The 21,284-nt window shown below is 67.2% G+C and carries 19 protein-coding genes; 10 read left to right on the plus strand and 9 right to left on the minus strand.

What is annotated here, in order from left to right; all coding sequences use genetic code 11:
* Window positions 1-32: 32 nt before the first annotated feature.
* Entirely contained in the window at window positions 33-1,169 is a 1,137-nt protein-coding gene (locus ACU5AX_RS13455; RefSeq protein ID WP_446691357.1) for an SET domain-containing protein, read from the plus strand.
* Window positions 1,170-1,181: 12 nt separating this feature from the next.
* Here the strand turns inward: ACU5AX_RS13455 and ACU5AX_RS13460 are convergent, their stop codons facing one another.
* Genes ACU5AX_RS13460 through ACU5AX_RS13470 form a run of 3 tightly spaced genes read right to left on the minus strand, consistent with a single transcriptional unit; the run spans window position 1,182 to window position 5,903 of the window.
* On the minus strand, window positions 1,182-3,035 hold the full coding sequence (locus tag ACU5AX_RS13460; protein ID WP_446691358.1) for a CHASE4 domain-containing protein: 1,854 nt from the start codon (window positions 3,033-3,035) through the stop codon (window positions 1,182-1,184).
* Complete coding sequence (locus tag ACU5AX_RS13465; RefSeq protein WP_446691359.1) at window positions 3,035-4,939, minus strand: putative bifunctional diguanylate cyclase/phosphodiesterase; 1,905 nt, start codon at window positions 4,937-4,939, stop codon at window positions 3,035-3,037. Before ACU5AX_RS13465 ends, ACU5AX_RS13460 begins: the two co-directional genes overlap by 1 nt.
* Window positions 4,940-4,988: 49 nt before the next feature.
* Entirely contained in the window at window positions 4,989-5,903 is a 915-nt protein-coding gene (locus ACU5AX_RS13470) for an ROK family protein (RefSeq protein ID WP_446691360.1), read from the minus strand.
* Window positions 5,904-6,068: 165 nt separating this feature from the next.
* Between ACU5AX_RS13470 and ACU5AX_RS13475 the strand changes: the two genes are divergently transcribed.
* Entirely contained in the window at window positions 6,069-7,355 is a 1,287-nt protein-coding gene (locus ACU5AX_RS13475; protein ID WP_446691361.1) for a glycoside hydrolase family 130 protein, read from the plus strand.
* 82 nt (window positions 7,356-7,437) lie between these two features.
* Here the strand turns inward: ACU5AX_RS13475 and glmS are convergent, their stop codons facing one another.
* Window positions 7,438-9,261 (minus strand): glutamine--fructose-6-phosphate transaminase (isomerizing), encoded by a 1,824-nt coding sequence (gene glmS / locus ACU5AX_RS13480; RefSeq protein WP_446691362.1) that lies wholly within the window; start codon window positions 9,259-9,261, stop codon window positions 7,438-7,440.
* Between the two features lie 76 nt (window positions 9,262-9,337).
* The gene (glmU, locus tag ACU5AX_RS13485) at window positions 9,338-10,690 is read right to left on the minus strand and encodes a bifunctional UDP-N-acetylglucosamine diphosphorylase/glucosamine-1-phosphate N-acetyltransferase GlmU (protein ID WP_446691363.1); all 1,353 of its coding nucleotides are present in this window, start codon (window positions 10,688-10,690) and stop codon (window positions 9,338-9,340) included.
* 59 nt (window positions 10,691-10,749) lie between these two features.
* On the opposite strand from glmU, the gene ACU5AX_RS13490 reads away from it, so the two are divergent.
* Complete coding sequence (locus tag ACU5AX_RS13490) at window positions 10,750-11,445, plus strand: HAD hydrolase-like protein (protein ID WP_446691364.1); 696 nt, start codon at window positions 10,750-10,752, stop codon at window positions 11,443-11,445.
* 14 nt (window positions 11,446-11,459) lie between these two features.
* On the opposite strand, the gene ACU5AX_RS13495 is transcribed toward ACU5AX_RS13490, so the two are convergent.
* From ACU5AX_RS13495 to ACU5AX_RS13510, 4 genes are read right to left on the minus strand one after another with little or no spacing between them, the layout of a single operon-like run.
* Window positions 11,460-12,446 carry a nucleotidyltransferase domain-containing protein gene (locus ACU5AX_RS13495; RefSeq protein WP_446691365.1) on the minus strand — a complete coding sequence of 329 codons (987 nt, stop codon included), beginning with the start codon at window positions 12,444-12,446 and terminating at the stop codon, window positions 11,460-11,462.
* Complete coding sequence (locus tag ACU5AX_RS13500; RefSeq protein ID WP_446691366.1) at window positions 12,431-13,285, minus strand: HprK-related kinase A; 855 nt, start codon at window positions 13,283-13,285, stop codon at window positions 12,431-12,433. Before ACU5AX_RS13500 ends, ACU5AX_RS13495 begins: the two co-directional genes overlap by 16 nt.
* Window positions 13,282-13,548: an HPr-rel-A system PqqD family peptide chaperone gene (locus tag ACU5AX_RS13505; protein WP_446691367.1), complete on the minus strand. Its 267-nt coding sequence runs from the start codon at window positions 13,546-13,548 to the stop codon at window positions 13,282-13,284. Before ACU5AX_RS13505 ends, ACU5AX_RS13500 begins: the two co-directional genes overlap by 4 nt.
* Window positions 13,549-13,552: 4 nt before the next feature.
* Window positions 13,553-13,963 (minus strand): hypothetical protein, encoded by a 411-nt coding sequence (locus ACU5AX_RS13510; RefSeq protein ID WP_446691368.1) that lies wholly within the window; start codon window positions 13,961-13,963, stop codon window positions 13,553-13,555.
* 140 nt (window positions 13,964-14,103) lie between these two features.
* On the opposite strand from ACU5AX_RS13510, the gene ACU5AX_RS13515 reads away from it, so the two are divergent.
* From ACU5AX_RS13515 to phoB, 7 genes are read left to right on the plus strand one after another with little or no spacing between them, the layout of a single operon-like run.
* On the plus strand, window positions 14,104-15,354 hold the full coding sequence (locus ACU5AX_RS13515; RefSeq protein WP_446691369.1) for an ATP-binding protein: 1,251 nt from the start codon (window positions 14,104-14,106) through the stop codon (window positions 15,352-15,354).
* Between the two features lie 25 nt (window positions 15,355-15,379).
* Window positions 15,380-16,423 (plus strand): substrate-binding domain-containing protein, encoded by a 1,044-nt coding sequence (locus ACU5AX_RS13520; protein ID WP_446691370.1) that lies wholly within the window; start codon window positions 15,380-15,382, stop codon window positions 16,421-16,423.
* On the plus strand, window positions 16,420-17,796 hold the full coding sequence (gene pstC, locus ACU5AX_RS13525; RefSeq protein ID WP_446691371.1) for a phosphate ABC transporter permease subunit PstC: 1,377 nt from the start codon (window positions 16,420-16,422) through the stop codon (window positions 17,794-17,796). The genes ACU5AX_RS13520 and pstC overlap by 4 nt, the downstream gene beginning before the upstream one ends.
* Window positions 17,789-19,087 (plus strand): phosphate ABC transporter permease PstA, encoded by a 1,299-nt coding sequence (pstA, locus tag ACU5AX_RS13530; RefSeq protein ID WP_446691372.1) that lies wholly within the window; start codon window positions 17,789-17,791, stop codon window positions 19,085-19,087. Before pstC ends, pstA begins: the two co-directional genes overlap by 8 nt.
* Window positions 19,081-19,848 carry a phosphate ABC transporter ATP-binding protein PstB gene (gene pstB, locus ACU5AX_RS13535; protein ID WP_446691622.1) on the plus strand — a complete coding sequence of 256 codons (768 nt, stop codon included), beginning with the start codon at window positions 19,081-19,083 and terminating at the stop codon, window positions 19,846-19,848. The genes pstA and pstB overlap by 7 nt, the downstream gene beginning before the upstream one ends.
* Complete coding sequence (gene phoU, locus ACU5AX_RS13540; protein ID WP_198354845.1) at window positions 19,848-20,546, plus strand: phosphate signaling complex protein PhoU; 699 nt, start codon at window positions 19,848-19,850, stop codon at window positions 20,544-20,546. Before pstB ends, phoU begins: the two co-directional genes overlap by 1 nt.
* On the plus strand, window positions 20,546-21,238 hold the full coding sequence (gene phoB / locus ACU5AX_RS13545) for a phosphate regulon transcriptional regulator PhoB (RefSeq protein WP_198354844.1): 693 nt from the start codon (window positions 20,546-20,548) through the stop codon (window positions 21,236-21,238). Before phoU ends, phoB begins: the two co-directional genes overlap by 1 nt.
* Window positions 21,239-21,284 lie beyond the last annotated feature (46 nt).

The raw sequence follows: 21,284 nt of genomic DNA on the forward strand, positions 1-21,284 counted from the left end.
TTTACGCAACCTTCACACGTTGAAGGTGGGGGATGACAGTCGAGCCGTGGTTCATCGTCGCGATGGTGCTGAGCCTGGCCGGGTATTGCCTCTACCTTGCCGGGCTGCGACGCCATCTGGTCGAGCCGAGCCGCGCCTCGTGGCTGATCTGGGCGGTGGCGACGGGTGTCGAGGCGGCGACCTATCTCGCGGTCAACCCGGGCAAGCCGCAGGGGCTGGTCTTCATCTTTTCGGCGGTCGCCTGCATCATCATCACCTTGGCCATGTGGCAACGGTCGCGCTGGACCCGTCCCTCGCCGACTGAGGCGATTTGTATGGCGGCAAGCCTGGCCGCCGTCGTGTTGTGGCTGCCGCTGCAAGAGACGTTCTGGGCCCACATGCTGGTCGTCGCGGCGGTGCCGCTCGGCTTCTGGCCGACCTGGGCGAGCGTAGTGGAGGACCGCGCGCGGGAACGGTCCCCCGCTTGGGGATTGTGGACGCTGGGCGATTTGGCGACGCTGGTCGTCGCGGTGCGCACCCATGGCCTCGGCATCGGCGGCTATGCCTATATCCTGGTAGAATTGACCTGCCATGCCAGCGTGTGGGTGATGGTCGGCCTCGATACGATCGATCCGCGGCAGGCACTCAGCGTGCGCTCCCGCGGGCAGAAATTGCTCGATGCCTATGTGCCAGCAAACCCCTTCACGATCGGCACGACCCACGTGGGCAAGGCGGTTTTCGCCGCCCGCGCCTTTGCCGAGGGCGAGGAACTGACCCGCTTCACCGGCCGCCGCGTCGCCGCGTCGCGGGTACCACGCGCGTTGAACGGCGCACGCGACCGGTTCCTGCAGATCGCGCGTGACCGATACATGGGGCCATCCGGCCGGATCGACGATCTGATCAACCACAGCTGCGCGCCCAACGCCGGATTGCGCTTCGAACGCGAAGGCGTCGTCCTGGTCGCGCTAACGCCGATCGCGCCGAACGACGAGATTTGCTGGGATTATTCGACCACTCTCGACGACCCCGAGTGGTCGATGGAGTGCCGCTGCGGAGCGGCGACGTGTCGCGGAACGATCGGCGCTTTTGCAATGCTGCCGGTGGAACGGCAAATTTGGTACCGCCTGCGCGGCGTCGTGGCGCCCTATCTGGTTGAGACGGTCGAACCGGGACGCGAGCGCGCGGCCTAGGCCCAGGGCCTATCAGGCCGCGGCGGCGATGGGAGTACTGGGAGCGGCCTTGAGGGTGAGGATGGCGGCGGCGCCACGCCCCCTGCCCTCGCTTTCGAGGCGCAGCGCGCCTTCCATGGCGGTCATCGAATTGGCGCACCAATGGAGGCCTAGCCCCCCCGACTTGTGCGCGCGCGTCGAGAAGCCACGCTGGAACAGGGTCGCGCCGGTTTCCGCATCGAACCCCTCGCCGTCGTCGCGAATGGCAAGGACGACACCAGCCTGCCCTTCGACGATCGTTACATTGATCGAGCCGCTGTCACGCCCGCTCGCCGCAATCGCCTCGGCGGCATTGCCGAGCAGGTTTCCAATCACCTGGCTGAGGATGACGCGGCTGGCGAGTGCATAATGTGGCTCCGCGGGGAAGCTGAAGGCGATCGACGCGCCCTGTGCGTAGCGGGCGATCGTGGCGTTGCGGGCGACGATCTCGCTCAGATCGCAGATTTCGAGCGTCGGGCGCTCGTGCGCCTGCTTCTGTTGCTGGCCGATGATCTCCAGAACATGCGCCATCGCTTCGCGACCGACCTGCAGTTCGCCGCGCATCGTGTCGCGCGCGCCGCCCTCCGCCGCGAAGGCCGCGGTGACGAACGCGACCAGCTTCTCCCGCCGCGCCGCCGGCAGGTCGTCGCGGGCGAGCTCGCCCAATGCACGTTCGACCATCGACCGGTCGATCGGCGGCGCCTGGGCGATCCCTTGACTGAGGATCGTGCTGATCGGGTTCAGCGCGTTTCGGACATTGTGCATCACGGCGACGGCGCTTTCCGACCGGCCCAATGCGAAGCTCTGCACCTCGATCTGCTCGCGCATCGCCTTGAGCTGCGACAGCATCGCATTGAGGCTGCGGCCGAGTGACCCGAACTCGTCGCGGCGGCCGTCATCCTCGAACAGCGCCATCGATCCGGAGGCCCGCACCCGCTGCATATGCCGTTCGACGCGCAGCAGCGGCGCGAGGACCAGCCGGGCCAGGGCGCGGCGCAGCACCAGCAGGACGATGAGGAGGAGCAGCGTCGATCCCGCGACGGCGAGCAGCAGCATGCGCCGGCCCAGCAGCGAGACGTCGCGCACCACCCGGAAGCGCGTGGTCGCCACCGCATGACCGTCGGCGCCGCGCATCGGCACCGAAATCTGCACCGTCGTCGGTCCCGGCGTCGCGATCTCATGATCGCCGTGCGGCGACAGGTCGATATGGGCGTCGAGGCGCAATTGATCGGCGATCTGACCAGAGGTGATCTGGCGCGCCATCAGCACATAGCCGCGCGGGGTGCCGGTGCCGTCGGATCGGCGGACCTGCGCCACGCCGACCGCGGCGACGACCGGCCCCAGCCGCGCATAGAAATGCCCCGAATTGCCCTTGTTGACGACGCGCGCGAGATCGCTGCGCCGGATCATCGCGATCATCGCCGCGCGCAGGTCGGGCCGTTCGTGCCCGCTGCCCTGGTCGAGCCAACGTGCGATCTGGATGCGTCCGTCGAGGCCGACATAGGCCATGCCCTGCACACCGAGATTGTTCATCGCCAGCGGCGAGAAGCTGTCGCGCTCGAAAGCAGCGCTCGGCTGCGCCATGTACTCGTAGCTCTGCGTCCAGTCACCATAGTCGCGGACCGCATTCTCGACCTTGCTGGCGTAGTCGCCCAGCGCGGCGCGCGTGCGCTCGACGTGACCGTCGACCGCCTTGGTCTCCAGACTGTTGAAGCTCGGCGTGATGATCCCGGCGAGCAACAGCGTGATGCCAAGGGCGCCGGCGAGGCCGACGACCGTCAGGATCAACACCAGCTTGCCGCCCAGGGACGCAGGGCCGAAGCCGTACCGCCCGCGCAGCATGCGCATCAGCCGTGGGTTCCGAAACTCGGCTCGTCGGCCGCCGCCTGGCCACCCAGGTAGCGCAGCTCGGCCAGCGCGAGCGCCTGCTCGGCGGATACCGGCCGCGAGAAGAAATAGCCCTGCAGATGGCTGGCGCCGGCGATGCGCAGCGCTTGAACCTGCGCCTCCGTCTCGACCCCCTCGGCGATCACCTCAAGGCCGAGCGCACGGCCCAGGTGGATGATCGAGTGGACGATCGCGGCGCTTTCGCGCTCGCGGCCCATGCCGTCGATGAAGCTGCGGTCGATCTTCAGGCTATCCAGCGCGAACTTTCGGATGTTGTAGAGGCTCGAATAGCCCGTCCCGAAATCGTCGAGCGCGATGCGGAAGCCCATTTGGCGCAGCCTGTACAGCGTTTCCGCCGCCCGTTCGGCATCGTCGAAGATCGCGGTTTCGGTGATCTCGATCTGGACGCGACTGGGTACAACCCCGGCGCGCTCGACGCTTTCCATGATGTGCCCGACGAAATTGTGACGGCGGAACTGGCGCGGCGAGAAATTGACGGAGACGTACTGACCGGGGAAACGCTTCAGCATCTCCAGTGCCTGATCGAGTATCCAGTCGCCCAATTCGTGGATGACATTGGATTCCTCGGCGATCGGGATGAAGATCGCGGGGCTGATCGGGCCATATTCGGCCGTATTCCAGCGCACGAGCGCCTCGAAGCCGAGCACCTCCAGCGCATCGCGGCTGACGATCGGCTGATAGGCGAGACTGAGCTCCTCACGCGCGATCGCCTGGCCAAGACCGGCCTCGACCCGTCGACGGAAGCGGATGCCCTCGTCCATGCTCTCGTCGAACAGGCGCGTGACGCCGCGGCCACTACGCTTGGCATCGTTCAGCGCCAGATCAGCGCGGCGTAGCGCGTCGATCGGATCACAGCCGGCGCCCTCGACGACGACGATACCGGCGGACGCGCCGCTCTGCACCGAATTGCCGAACACCTGATGCGTCCCCGAACAGGCGACGACGATCCGGTCGCAGGCCATGATCGCCGCCTCGACCCCGGGCGTGTCGAACAGCACGCCGAATTCATCTCCGCCAAGCCGCGCGACAATCGCGCCCTCCGGCGCGTTGGTATGAAGTATCGTGCAGATCTCGCGGATCAGGGCGTCGCCGGCGAGATGGCCGAGCGTGTCGTTGACCAATTTGAATCGGTCGAGGTCGAGCATCGCGGTGGCGAACAGGCCATCGCGCTTGGCCCGGTCGGCGAGCGCACGCAGGAATGCGAGCCGGTTCGGCGCGTCGGTCAGCGAATCGTGCGTCGCGATATGGATCGCACGGCTTTCATTGGCGGCGAGTTCCGCGCTCTGCTCTTCGAGCTGGACGACCTGTCGCGCGAGCAGCGCGCGCGCGGCGGCGAGCTCGCGGTCGACCTCCCAGCGGCGGGCGAGCGCGGTCGCGGTCTGTACGACCTCCGCAACCTCAAAGGGCTTAGCGATATAGAAGATCTTGTCGGCGGGGCCGGCGACCTTGCTGATCTCGATCGGCGAAAAGTCCGAGAAGCCGGTCACAATGACGAGATTGATGTCCGGATCAAGGGCGCGAATCCGCCGTGCGGTTTCGCGGCCGTCGATCCCCGGCGGCATGCGCACGTCGATGAAGGCAACGGCGTAAGGATCGCCCGCCGCCAGCGCGGCTTCCACCGCGGCGACCGCGTCGAGGCCTTGATGATGATAGGTCAGATCGAAATCGGGCGTATCTTCCGCGACGACGTCCGCTGCATCCCCGAACAGCTCCGCCGCCATCGAACCGAGTGCGGCGGCACCGTCTGCCTTGGCGAAGCTGCGCGCGTAGCTTTCGTGCATCGCCGGTTCGTCGTCGACGATCAGCAGCCGCTGGCGCAGGTTCCGCGGTGGCAAGGCAGTCATATCAGGCGCATTCCCTCGATCGCTCGACCGAGGAGGTAAGCGGACACGGTTAAAAGGCTGTAAACGCCTTCAGCCGGTTCTCCAGCGCCTGGGTGCCAAGCACGACCGCGCCGAGCGGCCCAGCGTTGCTGCCGAGCGTGGGCGGCACGATGAACGAGTCTTCGGCAATCTCGGGCAGCGCGATATAGCCGGCCAGGCTCTTGACCATGGCGGCCCGGACGCGTGGGAAGAGATGATCATTGCCGACCATGACGCCGCCGCCCATGACGATCCGACGCGGCACGCCGGTCAGGACCAGCGTGTGGCAGAGCTGACCCAGGACATGCGCGACGGGCTCCCACACGGGATCGTTGGCAGCGATATCCTCACCCTTGCAGCCGGCGCGGGCGCCGATTGCCGGGCCGGCAGCCAGCCCTTCCAGACAGCTGCCGTGGAACGGACAGAGGCCGAGCCAGTCGTCGCCCTCGAGCCGGGCAGGCCGGATGTGGCCAAATTCGGAATGGGTCAGCCCATCGACGGGTCTGCCGCCGGCGATCAGGCCCACGCCGATACCGGTGCCGACCGTGGCATAGGCCACGTCGCGCAAACCCTTGGCGGCGCCCCATTTCGCCTCCGCCAGCGCCGCCCCGACGACATCGGTGTGGAAGCCGGTCGGAACGTCGTACCGGCGCGCAAGCCGGCCCGCGACGTCGGTGCCTGCCCAATGGGGCTTGGGCGTCGAGGTGATGTGGCCATAATCGGCGGCGTCGCGGTCGATCGAAACGGGGCCGAAGCTGGCGATGCCGAGCGCGTCGAAACGGCCCCAGCCGTCGAGCACACGCTCAACAGCCGCCAGCGTCTGGACGGGGCGTTCCGTCGGCAGCTGAACCCGATCCTCGATGGCATCCGGGCCGCGCGCGAGCAGGCAGACGATCTTGGTACCCCCCAGCTCGATTCCGGCAACCAATGGCGGTACGCTGACCATATCCCTGTCCCTGCTAGCGATTATGCCCGAGCGCTAGACGAGTATACCGGATTAGGCGAGCCCGTGTGCTGGCCTCTCAGGGCAATCGCGCGCCATCATGGATCAATTCGGCCGTCCCTGCGCTGAGCCCGCGTCCCAGTGCCACCCGCCTCGATGGAGATGCCCGTGAACGCCGCCGACGTTTTTCAGACGCTCGACATCGAATTGAAGCCCGACCCGGCGCGGACGGTGATCCGCCCCTTCTCCTTCGACTATCCCGCGCCGTTCGCCGACGGCCGCCCGACCCGGGTCGAGGAAGTGGCAGATCGGCTGATGCGTCTCGACCCGACCATGCGCGACCGGATGCTGACGCGGTTGCAGGAAGCGATGCGCCCGCGTCACCGCGACGCTGACGGTATCTTCCTACGGCGCTTCGAGGAGGTGCGTGACCGGATCGATGCGTGCGCGCAGATGACCGAAGCGCGCGATCGACTATTGTTCGGTGCCTATCTGAGCCAGGAATATGCCTTCGAATCGGCGGCGCTGTTCAACCCCAGCATCGTCCGCATTCCGCGCGAGGCACAGCGCGAGGATTGCGTCCGCTTCATTCTCTCACTGCGCGGGATCGGCGAAGGCCATGTCTCATCGGTGACGTTCCGCACCGGCACCTGGGACGGCGACCGCGGCTTGGTCATCGATCCGGCCAGCAGCCAGGGCGTGCCGCCGGTCGTGGAAAACAACGACGATGCCGGCTGGGTCAAGCTGCATTGCCCCGACAGCCAGGATTTGTCGGAGACGGTGATCTTCCCGATCCTGCCCAGCCAACGACAGGGGGTCGAGGACCTGCGCCTGGTCCATTTCACCGATCACGACGGCGTGGAAAGCGTGCTCGGGACCTATACGGCCTTCGACGGACGCGACGCGCGCAGCGAACTGCTGCGCGGGATTGACGAGCGCACCTTCGAGATGCGGCCGCTGACCGGCGCGATGGCGGCGTATAAGGGCATGGCGCTGTTCCCACGGCGGATCGACGGGCGGTTCGTCATGCTCGGCCGGCAGGATAATGAGCGGATCTGGCTATTGCGATCGGATGATCTGCACCATTGGGAACATGCCGAACCGCTGCTCGAGCCGAAATATCCGTGGGAGTTCGTGCAAATCGGCAATTGCGGATCGCCGACGAAAATCGACGAGGGCTGGCTGGTCTTCACGCACGGCGTCGGGTTGGTACGCGGCTACTGCGTCGGCGCCTGCCTGCTCGACAAGAACGATCCGTCCAAGGTGCTGGCCCGCACGCCGTCCCCCCTGCTGTTTCCCAGTGCGGAACAACGCGGCGGCTATGTGCCCAACGTGACGTACAGCTGTGGAGCGCTGGTCCACGGACGGCACGTGCTGCTGCCCTATGGCATCGGCGACGAGCACACCGCCTTTGCCGTGGGATCGCTGGACGATCTGTTGAGCGTGATGGAATAGGGCGCGATGACCTTCTGAATCCGGTCCCCGTCCCCCCGGGCATTGACCCGGATGACGGACCAAACTCAGTCCAGTGGCGTCGTCATTCCACCGTGACCGACTTGGCGAGGTTCCGCGGCTGGTCGACGTCGGTGCCCTTAGCCACTGCGACATGGTAGGCGAGCAGCTGCACCGGCACCGCGTAGACCAGCGGCGCGATCAATGGGTGGACCTTGGGCATGGTGATCGTCGCGACACAGCCGTCGCCCGCCGCCTGGATGCCGTCATAGTCGCTGATCAGCACGACCTTGCCGCCACGCGCCTGCACCTCCTGCATGTTGCTGACAGTCTTCTCGAACAGCGGCCCGGACGGCGCGATGACAATGACGGGCACGTTCTCGTCGATCAGCGCGATCGGGCCGTGCTTCATCTCGCCGGCCGCATAGCCTTCGGCATGGATGTAGCTGATTTCCTTCAGCTTCAGCGCCCCCTCCAGCGCCAGCGGATAATCGGTGCCGCGGCCCAGGTAGAGGACGTCGCGCGCCGACGCGATGACGCCCGCCATCTCCTGGATCGATTCGTCATAGGCGAGCGCCGCGTTGAGTGACGCCGGCGCCTCGCCGAGGTGACGAACGATCTGCTTCTCCTCGCCCGGCTTGAGCTGCCCCTTGGCCTGCGCAAGGTTGGCGGCGAGCGCAGCGAGCACCGCGAGCTGGCAGGTGAAGGCCTTGGTGCTGGCGACGCCGATCTCCGGCCCGGCATGCGTCGGCAGCAACAAATCCGCCTCGCGCGCCATCGAGCTGGTCGGCACGTTGACGACGGCGGCGATCTTCTGCCCCTCGCTCTTGGCGTGGCGCAGCGCGGCAAGCGTGTCGGCGGTTTCACCTGACTGGCTGATGACGATCATCAAGCCGCCCAGCTCCATCACCGGCGCGCGGTAGCGGAACTCGGACGCGACATCGAGGTCGACGGGCACGCGTGCGAACTGCTCGAACCAATATTTGGCGACCATGCCGGCATAGAAGCTGGTGCCGCAGGCCACGATCGTCACGCGCTTGATCGCGGCGAGATCGAAGTCGGGGATGGGCAGCGTGACCCGCTCTTCCATCCGCTGCAGATAGGAACGCAGTGTCTGGGCGACGACGATCGGCTGCTCGTAGATCTCCTTCAGCATATAATGCCGATGATTGCCCTTGGAAATCAGTTCGCCGGTGACGCCGGAGATGGTGACCGGCCGCTCGACGCGATGATTGTCGCGATCGTAGACCTCCGCCCCCTCCTTCATGCAGACGACCCAATCACCTTCGTCGAGATAGGCGATGCGCTGCGTCAGCGGCGCCAATGCCAGGGCGTCCGAGCCAAGATAGGTCTCCCCATCGCCATAGCCGACCACCAGCGGCGAGCCGAGCCGTGCGCCGATCAGCAGGTCGGGATGCTTGCGAAACAGGATGGCGAGTGCAAACGCGCCATGGAGGCGCGGCAGCACCTCACGTACGGCGCCGATCGGATCGAGCCCGGCTTCGACCTTCTCGCTGATCAGATGCGCGACGACCTCGGTGTCGGTTTCGCTGGTGAAGACGCGGCCGCGTGCGGTCAGTTCGTCACGCAGCGCCTTGAAATTCTCGATGATGCCGTTGTGGACGACCGCGACTTCGGCGGTAGCATGCGGATGCGCGTTGTTGGTGGTCGGGCCACCATGTGTCGCCCAGCGCGTATGGGCGATGCCCGTGGTACCGGCAAGCGGATGTGCCGCCAGTTCCTTGGCCAGGTTGACCAGCTTGCCGGAGGCGCGTCGGCGCTCGATTGTGCCGTCGACGTCGGTGGCGATACCGGCTGAGTCGTAACCGCGATATTCCAGCCGCTTCAGCCCATCGAGCAAACGATCCGCGACGTCTTCGGCTCCGACGATTCCAACGATTCCACACATGAAGGGGGTCTGCCTTTAGAGGGTATTGGAGAGGTGAACGCCGCGCGTCACCGGAAGGGATGGCACAGAAACGCCGTCACTGACCAGCCTTGCGCGCCGCCATCATCGCGCGGAAGCGGGTCGCCCACCCGGCTTTCGCGATCTGCGGGGGGCGGACCAGGGCGAGGGCGCCGGCTTCGACGTCCTGCGTGACGACCGAACCTGCAGCGACGATGGCCCCCTCGCCGATGGCGACCGGCGCGACCAGTGCCGAGTTGGAGCCGATGAACGCTCCCGCCCCGATCTGCGTCTTGTATTTGAAAAATCCGTCGTAATTGCACGTGATCGTGCCCGCACCGATATTGGCGCCGGCGCCGATTTCGGCATCGCCCAAATAGGTCAGATGATTGGCCTTGGCGCCCTCGCCCAGTACCGCTTTCTTCATCTCGACGAAATTGCCGACCCTGGCGTTGCGGCCGACCACGGCACCGGGGCGCAGACGGGCATAGGGGCCGATGTCGGCGCCCTCGGCAACCGTCGCGCCCTCGATGTGGCTGAAGGCGTGGATCGTCACCCGGTCGGCGATGGCGACGCCGGGGCCGAACACGACATGCGGTTCGATCACCACGTCGCGGCCGATACGCGTGTCGTGAGCGAACCATACCGTCTCGGGCGCGATCAGCGTGGCGCCGTCGGCCATCGCCTGCGCCCGGCGGCGCGTCTGCCATATCGCTTCCACCTTGGCGAGCTCGGCGCGGCTGTTGACGCCGGCGACTTCCTCCGCCCCGGTTTCGATCACCGAGGCGTAGCGGCCTTCGGCTCCGGCGAGCATGACGATGTCGGGCAGGTAATATTCGCCCGCGGCATTGTCGTTGCCGACCTGGGCCAACAAGCGCCACAGATCGTCCGCGCGCGCCGCCATCAAGCCCGAGTTGCACAGGGTCTCGGCGCGCTCGTCGGCGGTCGCGTCTTTGAACTCCACCATCTTGACGATGCGGCCCTCCGGATCGGCAATGACCCGGCCATAAGCGGCGGCATCGTCGGGGCGGAACCCCAACACGACCGCGGCGGGCGGCTGCGGCACGTGGAGAGCGTCGAGCATCCGCTGCATCGTCGCGGCGGCGACCAGCGGCACGTCGCCGTAGAGGATCAGCACGTCGCCCCCGAAACCGCCCAGCGCGTCCTTCGCTTGAAGAACAGCATGGCCGGTGCCGAGCTGCTCCGCCTGAAGGGCCGTCGCCACGCCCAGCGGCGCGACCGCGGCCTCGACCTGTTCGCGGCCCGCACCGGTGACGACGACGATCTGTTCCGGGTGCAGGGAAGACGCGCTGGCAATCAGATGCAGCAGCATCGGCCGCCCGGCGATCGGGTGGAGGACCTTGTGCAGGTCCGACTTCATGCGGGTACCCTTGCCTGCGGCGAGGATGATGACGGCGAGTTGGGTGGTCATGCGGCAGCGTCTGCCACGGAAGGCTTGCCATTTCCACACCATCCCGCCACGCGCAGGCGATGTCTTCCGCTGCCGTCCCCCGCCCCTTCGACCTCGTCGGCTTCGATCTCGACGGCACGCTGCTCGACACGAGCGGCGATCTGACCGCTGCGGTCAACCATGCCTTGGCCTCGATCGACCGGCCGACGCTGACCGTGGCGCAGGTGACGCCGATGATCGGCGGCGGCGCGCGGCATATGCTGGCGCAAGGAATGGCGGCGACCGGCGGCTGCGACGAAGCGACGCTGGACGTGCTCCACCGGCGCCTGCTCGCCTATTATGAATCGCATATCGCCGTGCTCACCGCGCCCTATCCTGGATGCCTCGACGCACTCGATTCGCTGGCCGCGCGTGGGACGACGCTGGCGGTGGTGACCAATAAATTGGAGGGGCTGGCGCGCCAGGTGCTGGACCAATTGGGACTGACCGATCGGTTCGCCTGCATCATCGGTGGCGATACAATGGGGCCTGGCAACGCCAAACCCTCGCCGGTGCCGATCGAGGAAATGCTACGCCGCTGCGGCGGTGGGCGAGCAGCGTTCGTCGGCGATTCGCGCTTCGACGTGGCGGCGGCGCAGGCGGCAGGTCTGCCGGCGATCGCCTGTTCGTTCGGTTTCCTGATGGAGCCGGTCGAGACACTTGGCGCAGAGGCGGTGATCGATGGCTATGACGAGCTGCTACCGACGCTGGAGCGGCTCGCCGAGCGACCCCGCTGATCCACGCCGGCCCGTCAGCGCCGGGCCTTGGTCCACAGGTGGCGCGCCAGCATGACAGGCGGCATCCGCAGCCAATGTGAGCGCACATAGAAGGCGAAACGCGTCGCCGGACGCGTGGCTCGCCCCCACCCGTCGCGGGCCAGCAGGCGGCGGCGGATCCAGGGGTCGAGTGCGTCTGAGCGTCGCCAATTGCCTGGGATGTCGGTCCCGAACAGCCCCGCCGCGTGTCGTGCGGCGCGCCGAACCGACACATCGAGGCCATGCCGCGCCGCGCGATCAGCCAGTCCGTCGCTGCCGAATTCGGTCAGCAGGCAGTGGATGTCCCACAGGTTGCGCAGCCCGCCGGTCAGATCCCCGTCGGCGAACAGATGCGCGGCGGCGTGGCAGATCATATCCTGTGCAGAGAGCACCAGGAGGCCGTTGGCCAGCGGCTGGGCCGCGGCGACGAGCGCTTCAGCATCGGGGGTGATGCGGGCGGTGAGCGGCAGGATCGTGTGGTGCACGTCGATCATCCGGTCGCGCTCGCGATGGATCAGCGGCGGCAGTTCGTGCATCCAGCGGCGGTAATAGGCATCGTCATATGGATCGGGCTTGACCCATTCCCATCCTGCGGCGAGCGAGGCCGCCTCGACCGCGTCGAGCGACCCCCGCGGCACGAGAATGTCGAGATCGCCGATCGACCGGCCCTGGCCCGCCATCAGACCGGCCGCGACATAGGCCGTACCCTTCAGCAACACGACCGGACAGCCGAGCGGCGCGAGCGCACGTCGCGCCATTTCCGCTTCCCAAAGCGCGGTGCGGCGGGCGCCCTCTGCAGCGGCACGCGCTTCGGCCAAGAGAAGCGCCACGGGCTCGGGCAGCGGCAGGCCGTGCAACCGCCAGGCGAGCGTGCCGACCAGCTGCTCCGCCCGCGCGGTCGCGATCAGCCCGGTCCAGTCGGTGTCCAGTCGCAAAGTCGTCGGGTCGGCAAGCGCGCGTGCGAGGCTCAGAGCGTCCGCCACAACGCCTCCACCTGGTCGACTGCCGCAACGCCGTCGGGATAATCGATCGCATAGGCCGGCACGTCGCGGGCCAGTGCGGTCAGACAGGCGAACCCCCGTTCCGCGAGCGCGACATAATTGGTGGAGGCGTGGGACAGCCGCACGAACGCTTCGCTGGCCGGCATCGATCGTACCGCGGGCGCAGCACCGAAACGCGGGAAGAGCAGCAGCACGGGCATCGCCGGATCGTCCATCGCCGCGATCGCATGCGCGTCCGGGACGAGGTGTCGGATCGTCCCTTTCGGCGTGCCGGCAAGCTCGGGTCCCAGCCGCGCCTTCGGCAAGGCCGCAATCGCGGCGGCGATGCCTTCGTTCTTGAGGCTGACCAGCCGGGGAAAGGCGAAGACCTCTCCACTGTCCGGATCGATCATCGCGAACTCGTCGCCCATGAAGCGCCAGCCCCGTGCGGCGAGCAAGGTGGCAAGCGTCGACTTACCGGCGCCCGACTGACCGCTGATCAGCAGCGCGCGCCCGTCGCGCTCGACCGCTGCGGCATGGAGCAGCAGGCAACGTTGCGATCCGAGCGCAACCTGCAGGTTCATCCCCATCTCTGCGGCGAGCAGCGCATGGGCGAGCGGCAACGGTGCCGCTTCGGGGAGCATATAGTCGCCGCCGATCCGCACCGAAGGCCGGATCCAGCGCCGCCAGGGCCGGGTCGCCTCCAACCGGACGGTGAAGTCCGCAATGTCTGCCTGCGGATAATCGCGATAGAGGTCGGCAAGCATGGCGATCGGCGTCGCCCAATCCGACCCGACCCGAAAACCGACGGGGCCGATGCGCAGCGAGCAGACGTGCCTCACAACACCTCCACCAGACCGGTGTCGACCAGTTCCGCCAGCCGTGCCCGAAGCGCAGCGACGTCCGCATCGGCGACGTCGAAGCTCACCTCGAGCCGCGCCATCAGTGCCGCATCGTCCAACGGCCCATCCGCAAGGCAGGCGAGGATTTCAGGCGCGGGGCTGGCGAGCAGGTGGGTGATGCCCGACGGGCGGTGAAACACCGCCGTGAACGTGTCCAGCCCGACGCTGAGCAGCGTGTCGGCCGACGCGGCGCGATACCGCAAGCGATCAGGCGCGCGGCATCTGCAGCGAGGCAAAGCAGGTGAAGCCACCCTGCCCGCGCTGCAACCGACGGATGTAGCTGATATAGGCGCGATTGGTTTCGTAGGTGGTGCCGGGCAGCATGCCGCCGGCCAGCGCACGCTTCACGTCCTCGCCTTTGAACGGCCGCCCCGGCGGCGCGAACGCCCCCTTGGTACCCGCGGGCACGACATTGCCGTCGGGATCGATATAGCCGCCCGCGCGGGTCATGTCGGGCACCGGGATCTCGCAATTCATCACCGATCCCGCGGTTTGCGCCAGCGCCGGCCGAATCGACACCACCGCACCGGCGGTGACCGCGCCGAGCATCAGCACGCGGCGGCGGCTGGCCGCCCCGGTGGCAGCGGGCTGATCAGAAGGCGTTGCGTCGTCGGTCATGGCCAAGATCCTAGAGTGTCTGCCTTTCACATTCGCTAACCACTGGCAAGCGGCGCTCCGGTGCCGATCCGGGACCGCGGAAGACGTTCCGACGCGAACAGGTGCAGCCGCAGCGGAATTGAGCTAGCCAGCGGACCGTCATGCCGCCCAGATTCGTCCAGCGCCTCAGCGGCGCGATCGTGATCGCCCTGCTCAGCGGACTTGCCGTCTATGCCTTGGACGGATCGATCGACGCCGTGGCGGTGACGGTGATCGGCGCCATCGCTGCCGGACTTGCGGCGATGGGCATCCGCAGTGCCACCCCGGTCGCACACGGCCCCACCGGGGCGGATGCCGGCGCGTTGATCGGCGAGGTGCTGGACGGCATCGGCGACCCCGTCCTGATGATCCGTGGCGGGGTCGTCGCCTGCGCGAATGTCGCGGCGCGCGGGCTGCTCGGCCAGCATATCGTCGGCGAGGACGTCCGCGTCGCGATCCGCCACCCCGCCGCCGCCGACCGGCTGTCCGCCGGTTCCGCCTTGCCGGGGCGTCCGGTCGAACTGGTCGGGCTCGGCAGCGCCGACCAACGCTGGCAAATGGCGGTCGGCGAGACGTCCGACGGCGCCCGCATCGTCCATCTGGTCGATCAGAGCGGCAATTACGCGGCGGAGCAGATGCGGGTCGACTTCGTCGCCAACGCCAGCCACGAATTGCGCACGCCCCTCGCCTCGATCCTCGGCTTCGTCGAAACGCTCAGCGACGACGCGGGCGAAGACCCGGCATTACGCACCCGCTTCCTGAAGGTCATGTTCGACGAGGCACAGCGCATGCAGCGGCTGATCGAGGATCTGATCTCGCTGTCGCGGATCGAAGGCGAGAAATACCGGCTGCCCGGCGAGCTGATCGATTTGGGAGAGGTGCTCGAGGACGTCTATGCCGAATTGGCAGCGGGCGGTGGTGAGCGGGTCGGCGACGTGACGATCGGCTTCGAGGACGACCTGCCCGCCGTCACGGGGGACGCCGCGCAGCTATCCCAGTTGGTCCACAATCTGATCGGCAACGCGATGAAATACGGCCGGCCGGGTTCGCCGGTCACCGCCACGGTCGGCCGCGACCGGTCCGGCATGGTTCGCTTCACCGTCGCCGACGAAGGCGAAGGCATTGCGCCCCAGCACATTCCGCGCCTGACCGAGCGATTCTACCGTGTCGATGCCGGGCGCAGCCGCAGCGTCGGCGGGACCGGTCTCGGCCTGGCGATCGTCAAGCATATCGTCGAGCGACATCGCGGCCGGTTCGACATCAGCAGCAAGGTGGGGGTGGGCACGATCGTGTCCGTCGCCTTGCCGCCAGCGGAAGCGGTGTCATCAAAGGGTAACGTAACCGTCACACAGGGGCGTGCGGAGCGGGACTAGGAGTCGCGCCCGGGGCGGGAACATCATGCGTATCGCGATAGTCGCTCTCGGGCTTTGCCTCGCGGGCTGTCAGGATCAGGCCAATGGCGGCGGTGGCGGCGCGCGGAGCCAGATTACCGTCGTCGGGTCCTCGACCGTCTATCCGTTCACCACGATCGTCGCCGAACAGTTCGTCGCCAACGATGCCGACGCGCGCGCGCCGGTGATCGAGTCGACAGGCACGGGCGCGGGCATGAAGTTGTTCTGCGCCGGATTGGGCGCGGCCCATCCGGATATCGAGGATGCCTCGCGGCGCATGAAGCCGGGCGAGTTCCAGGAGTGCCAGCGCAACGGGGTCGGCGCGATCCTGGAAATCCAGGTCGGCATCGATGGCATCGCCTTTGCCGAAGCGCTGAACGGCCCCAGGATGGCGCTGACGGAAGCGGACCTGTATCGCGCGCTGGCGGCCAAGGTGAACGGCCGGCCGAACGGCGCGCGGACATGGCACGATGTCAATCCGACGCTTCCGGCCACGCCGATCCAAGTCTACGGCCCGCCAGCGACCAGCGGTACCCGCGACGCGCTCGCCGAACTGATCCTGACGCGCGGCTGCGAGATTGTCGATCCGCGGGCAAAGGCGCTGGCGACCGACGACCCCGACGCGCACAAGGCGCTGTGCACACGCGTGCGCGAGGACGGCGCCTACATCGACGCCGGGGAGAATGACAATCTGATCGTACAGAAGCTCGCCACCAACCCAAGCGCGATCGGCGTCTTCGGTTACAGCTATCTCGAAGAGAACAAGGGCAGCGTCACCGGGGTGACGATCAATGGCGTTGCGCCGACCTATGCGACGATCGCGGACGGCCGGTATCCGGGATCGCGGCCGCTGTTCCTCTACGTCAAGAAGGCGCATCTGCGCGCGATCCCCGGTTTGAAGACGTTCCTGCACCTTTATGCGAAAGCGTGGGGCCCCGAAGGACCGCTTGTGCGCCGCGGGCTGATCGCATCGCCTGCGTCCATTCGAGCGCGCTCCGCGGCGATCATCGCGCATGAAGCGGCGCTCGCCGCGGCGGATCTCGACCGATGAGCGCGCTTGGCCTGCTGTTTACCGTCATCGGCCTCGCATTGATCGGCTGGCTGGCCGCACGCATGCGGGCTGCGACCTTCCGTCGCCCGCGAGTGGCACGATTCAGTGCTTTGCCGGCGCATCACGGCTGGTTTGTCGCCGTCTGTACTGTGGTGCCGCCGCTGATCTTCCTTGCCGTGTGGGCGATGACGGCGCCGGCGCTGGTGACGGAGGCCGTGCTCGCCACGCCCGCTGCTGCCGCACTGCCGGCGCCGGGCTTCGAGCGCGCGTCGATCCTGTCCGAAGCCCGTGAATTGGCCGCGGGCCGTAGCTATGGGGCGTTTCACGATCTCGCCGAGACGCTCGCACCGGCTTATGCCGCCGCGCAGACCCGGTACGACTGGATCGCCACTGCTGCAGCGCTGTTACTCGCCTTTGCCGGCGGATCGCTCGCCTTCACCCGTATCCGTCCCGATTTCGCGGCGCGCACGCAAGTGGAGCGCGGCGTCATGCTGCTGCTGCTCGTCGCCTCGCTGATCGCGATCCTGACCACGGTCGGCATTGTCGCCTCACTGTTGTACGAGTCGGGTCGGTTCTTTCGCATGGTGCCGATCGGCGACTTCTTGTTCGGCACGCATTGGAGCCCCCAGGTGATCGACCCGCGCGATCCCGGCGCGTCACTCGGTGCGGTACCGCTGTTCTGGGGCACCTTCTTCATCGGCGCGGTGATTGCCATGGCGGTCGCCATCCCGTTCGGCCTGATGAGCGCGATCTACCTGACCCAATATGCCCATCCGACGACGCGGCGCTGGATGAAGCCGGTGCTGGAGATGCTCGCCGGCGTACCGACCGTGGTCTACGGCTATTTCGCCGCATTGACCGTCGCGCCGGCAGTACGGCAGCTCGGCGTGGCGCTCGGCATCCATTGGGCTTCGTCGGAAAGCGCGTTGGCGGCCGGCGCGGTGATGGGGGTGATGATCATCCCCTTCGTATCCTCGATGGCCGACGATTCGATCGCCGCCGTTCCCGCCGCCATGCGCGACGGCAGCCTGGCGATGGGCGCGACGAGTTCGGAAACGATCCGCAAGGTGATCCTTCCCGCGGCTCTGCCCGGCGTGGTCGGCGGCATCCTGCTCGCCGTGTCGCGGGCGATCGGCGAGACGATGATCGTCGTCATGGCCGCCAGCGGCGTCGCGACGCTGACGCTCAACCCTTTCTCCAGCACGACCACCGTGACCAAGCAGATCGTCGACCTGCTGACCGGCGAGGCGGAGTTCACCAGCGCCAAGACACTTGCCGCCTTCGCGCTCGGCCTGACCTTGTTCGCGGTGACCCTCGCGCTCAACGTCGTCGCGCTCAGCGTCGTCAAACGGTATCGGGAGGCCTATGAATAGCCCGCTGGTCCCAGGTGTGCCGGCGGAAGGGCACGATCCCGAACCGCGTCGTCCGACCGACTGGACGACGCAATCGGTGCGCCGCCGCACGCAGCGCCGCTACGCCGCGGAACGGCGTTTTCGGCTGCTCGGGTTGGCGGCCGTCTGGCTGTCGGCGGGGTTCCTCGCGTTCCTGTTGCTGTCGATGCTGGCCGGCGGGATCGGTGGCTTCCGTCAGACGCGGATCGCACTGCCGATCGATCTCGCCGCGGCGAAGTTGCAGGTGACGCCGGCACAGCTGCGCGGCCGTGGCGCCGATCTCGCCCTCGCGGGCGCGGGGTTGGAGGCCGCGGTCGATCGCGCTGCGACGGCGGCTTACGGCCCAGCCTCGGCCGATTATCTGTCGGACGGCGCCTGGCTGGTGGTGCGCGATGCCATCAAGCGGGACCCGACCCTGCTGCAACGGCGAACCACCGTCGAGGTGCCCGTCACCAGTGCGCTCGATATCGCCGCGCGCCATGACGGATCGGCCACCGACGAGGCGATCGTCGCCCGGCTGAATGCCCGCGGCGCGCTGTCGACCGGGTGGAACTGGGGCTTTCTGTCGTCCGCCGATTCGAACGATCCGACCCGTGTCGGCGTCTGGGGTGCGCTGAAGGGTTCGCTGCTGACGATGATCGTGACGCTGGCGCTCGCCTTCCCGATCGGTGTCTTCGCCGCGCTCTATCTCGAGGAATATGCCCCGCGGAACCGCTGGACGGACCTGATCGAGGTGTCGATCAACAATCTCGCCGCGGTGCCGTCGATCATCTTTGGTCTGCTCGGCCTCGCCGTCTTCATCAACACGCTGCATCTGCCGCGCTCGGCGCCGATCGTCGGCGGCCTGACGCTGGCGCTGATGACCATGCCGGTGATCGTCATCGCCGGGCGCAACGCGATCAAGGCGGTGCCGCCGTCGATCCGCGACGCCGCCCTCGCCGTCGGCGCGTCGCCCGTGCAGGTGGTGTTCGACCATGTCCTGCCGCTCGCCTTGCCCGGCATCCTGACCGGCACGATCATCGGCATGGCGCGGGCGCTGGGCGAGACCGCGCCACTGCTGATGATCGGCATGCGCGCCTTCATCGCCGCGCCGCCGTCGCGCCTGTCCGACCCGGCCACCGTGCTGCCGGTGCAGGTCTTCCTGTGGTCCGACCAGGTCGACCGCGGCTTCGTCGAGAAGACCAGCGCCGCGATCATCGTGCTGCTCGTCTTCCTGCTCGCGATGAACGGCCTCGCCATCTATCTCCGCAACCGTTTCGAGACCCGCTGGTGACTTCTCCTTCCAAGATCCAGGCGCGCGACGTCAGCGTCTTTTACGGCGACAAATGTGCCATCGATCATGTCTCGATCGACGTGGCAGAGGACAATGTCGTCGCCTTCATCGGCCCGTCGGGCTGCGGCAAGTCGACCTTCCTGCGCACGCTCAACCGGATGAACGACACCGTCGCCAGCGCCCGGGTCACGGGCGAGATCCTGCTCGACGGCGAGGACATCTACGCCGCCGACATGGACGTGGTGCAGCTGCGCGCGCGCGTCGGCATGGTGTTCCAGAAGCCCAACCCCTTCCCCAAGTCGATCTACGAGAATGTCGCCTACGGCCCGCGTATCCACGGCCTCGCCGCGGCGCGCGCCGACCTCGACGAGATGGTCGAACGCTCGCTGCGCCGCGCCGGCCTGTGGGACGAGGTCAAGGACCGGCTCGACGACAGCGGCACGGCGCTGTCGGGCGGCCAGCAGCAGCGGCTGTGCATCGCCCGCGCCATCGCGGTCGATCCGGAAGTGATCCTGATGGACGAGCCGTGCAGCGCGCTCGATCCGATCGCCACCGCGAAGATCGAGGAGCTGATCCACGAGCTGAAGGGCCGCTACGCGATCGTCATCGTCACCCACAACATGCAACAGGCGGCGCGCGTGTCGCAGCAGACGGCCTTCTTCCACCTCGGCCAGCTGGTCGAGTTCGCCCCCACCAGCGACATCTTCACCAATCCGCGGGAGGAACGGACCCGCGACTATATCACCGGCAGGTACGGATAATGGTAGACCATACGGTCAAGGCATTCGACGCCGACATCGGTCAGTTGCGCGGCATGATCTCGCAGATGGGCGGGCTTGCCGAGGATGCGATCGTGCAGGCGATCAAGGCGCTGCAACGGCCCGATCCCGAACTGGCGCGACGCGTCGACGCCGATGACAAAGCCATCGACGCGATCGAACGCGAGGTAGAACGGCTGGCGGTGCGCATCATCGCGCTCCGCGCGCCGATGGCGGTCGACCTGCGCGAGGTCGTCGCGGCGCTGAAGATCGCCTCGGTGGTCGAACGGATCGGCGATTATGCCAAGAACATCGCGCGGCGCGTGCCGATGATCGACGGCGAACACCGCATCGAGCCGATCTCCATCCTGCCGTCCATGGCGGCCATGGCGAGCGGCATGGTTCGCCGTGCCCTGGACGCCTTCGCCGCACGCGACCCGGACGCCGCAGTCGAGGTCGTCGAGAGCGACCGCGCGCTCGACGATTTCTACGACAGCATCTTCCGAACGCTCGTCACCTACATGGTCGAGAATCCGCGGACGATCAGCCAGGTCGCGCATTTGCTGTTCGTCGCCAAGAACCTGGAGCGGATCGGCGATCACGCGACCAACGTCGCCGAGATGGTCTATTTCGCCGCAACCGGCACCCAGATGGCCGACCACATTCGTGGCGGCCCTCGTACCACCGAGGAGCAACGCTGATGGCACGCGCACGCATGCTGCTGGTCGAGGACGACGCCGCCCTCGCCGAGCTGCTGACCTATCATTTCCGCCGTGAAGACTTCGAGGTCGCGCACACTCCGGATGGCGAGGAGGCGCTGCTGCTCGCCAAGGAAAAGGCGCCGGACATCGTGCTGCTCGACTGGATGGTCGAAGGTCTGTCCGGGATCGAGGTCTGCCGTCGGCTGCGCCGCATGCCGGAATCGGCGAACGTGCCGATCATCATGCTGACCGCACGCGGAGAAGAAGAAGACCGCATTCGTGGTTTGGAGACAGGTGCCGACGACTATGTCACCAAGCCCTTCTCGCCGCGCGAGCTGGTAGCGCGAGTCAGTGCGGTGTTGCGCCGGGTGCGGCCGGCGCTGGCAGGTGAGCAGCTGACCTATGACGATATTGAGATGGACACCGTCGGTCACAAAGTTCGGCGCGGCGGCGAAGTCGTGCCGCTGGGGCCGACCGAATTCCGGCTGCTCAAGCACTTCCTCGAACATCCCGGCTGGGTATTCAGTCGCGAACGGCTGCTCGACGCGGTCTGGGGCCATGACAGTGATATCGAAAGCCGGACGGTCGACGTGCACATCCGTCGGCTGCGCAAGGCGATCAATATCGGCAATCGGCCAGACTTGATCCGTACCGTCCGGTCCGCCGGCTATTCGTTGGACTCGGGCGCCTGAGCAAGGGAGAGAGTTGGCGGGCGAAACAGAACCGCGAGCGAAACAA

This window comes from Sphingomonas benefaciens (assembly GCF_052907485.1).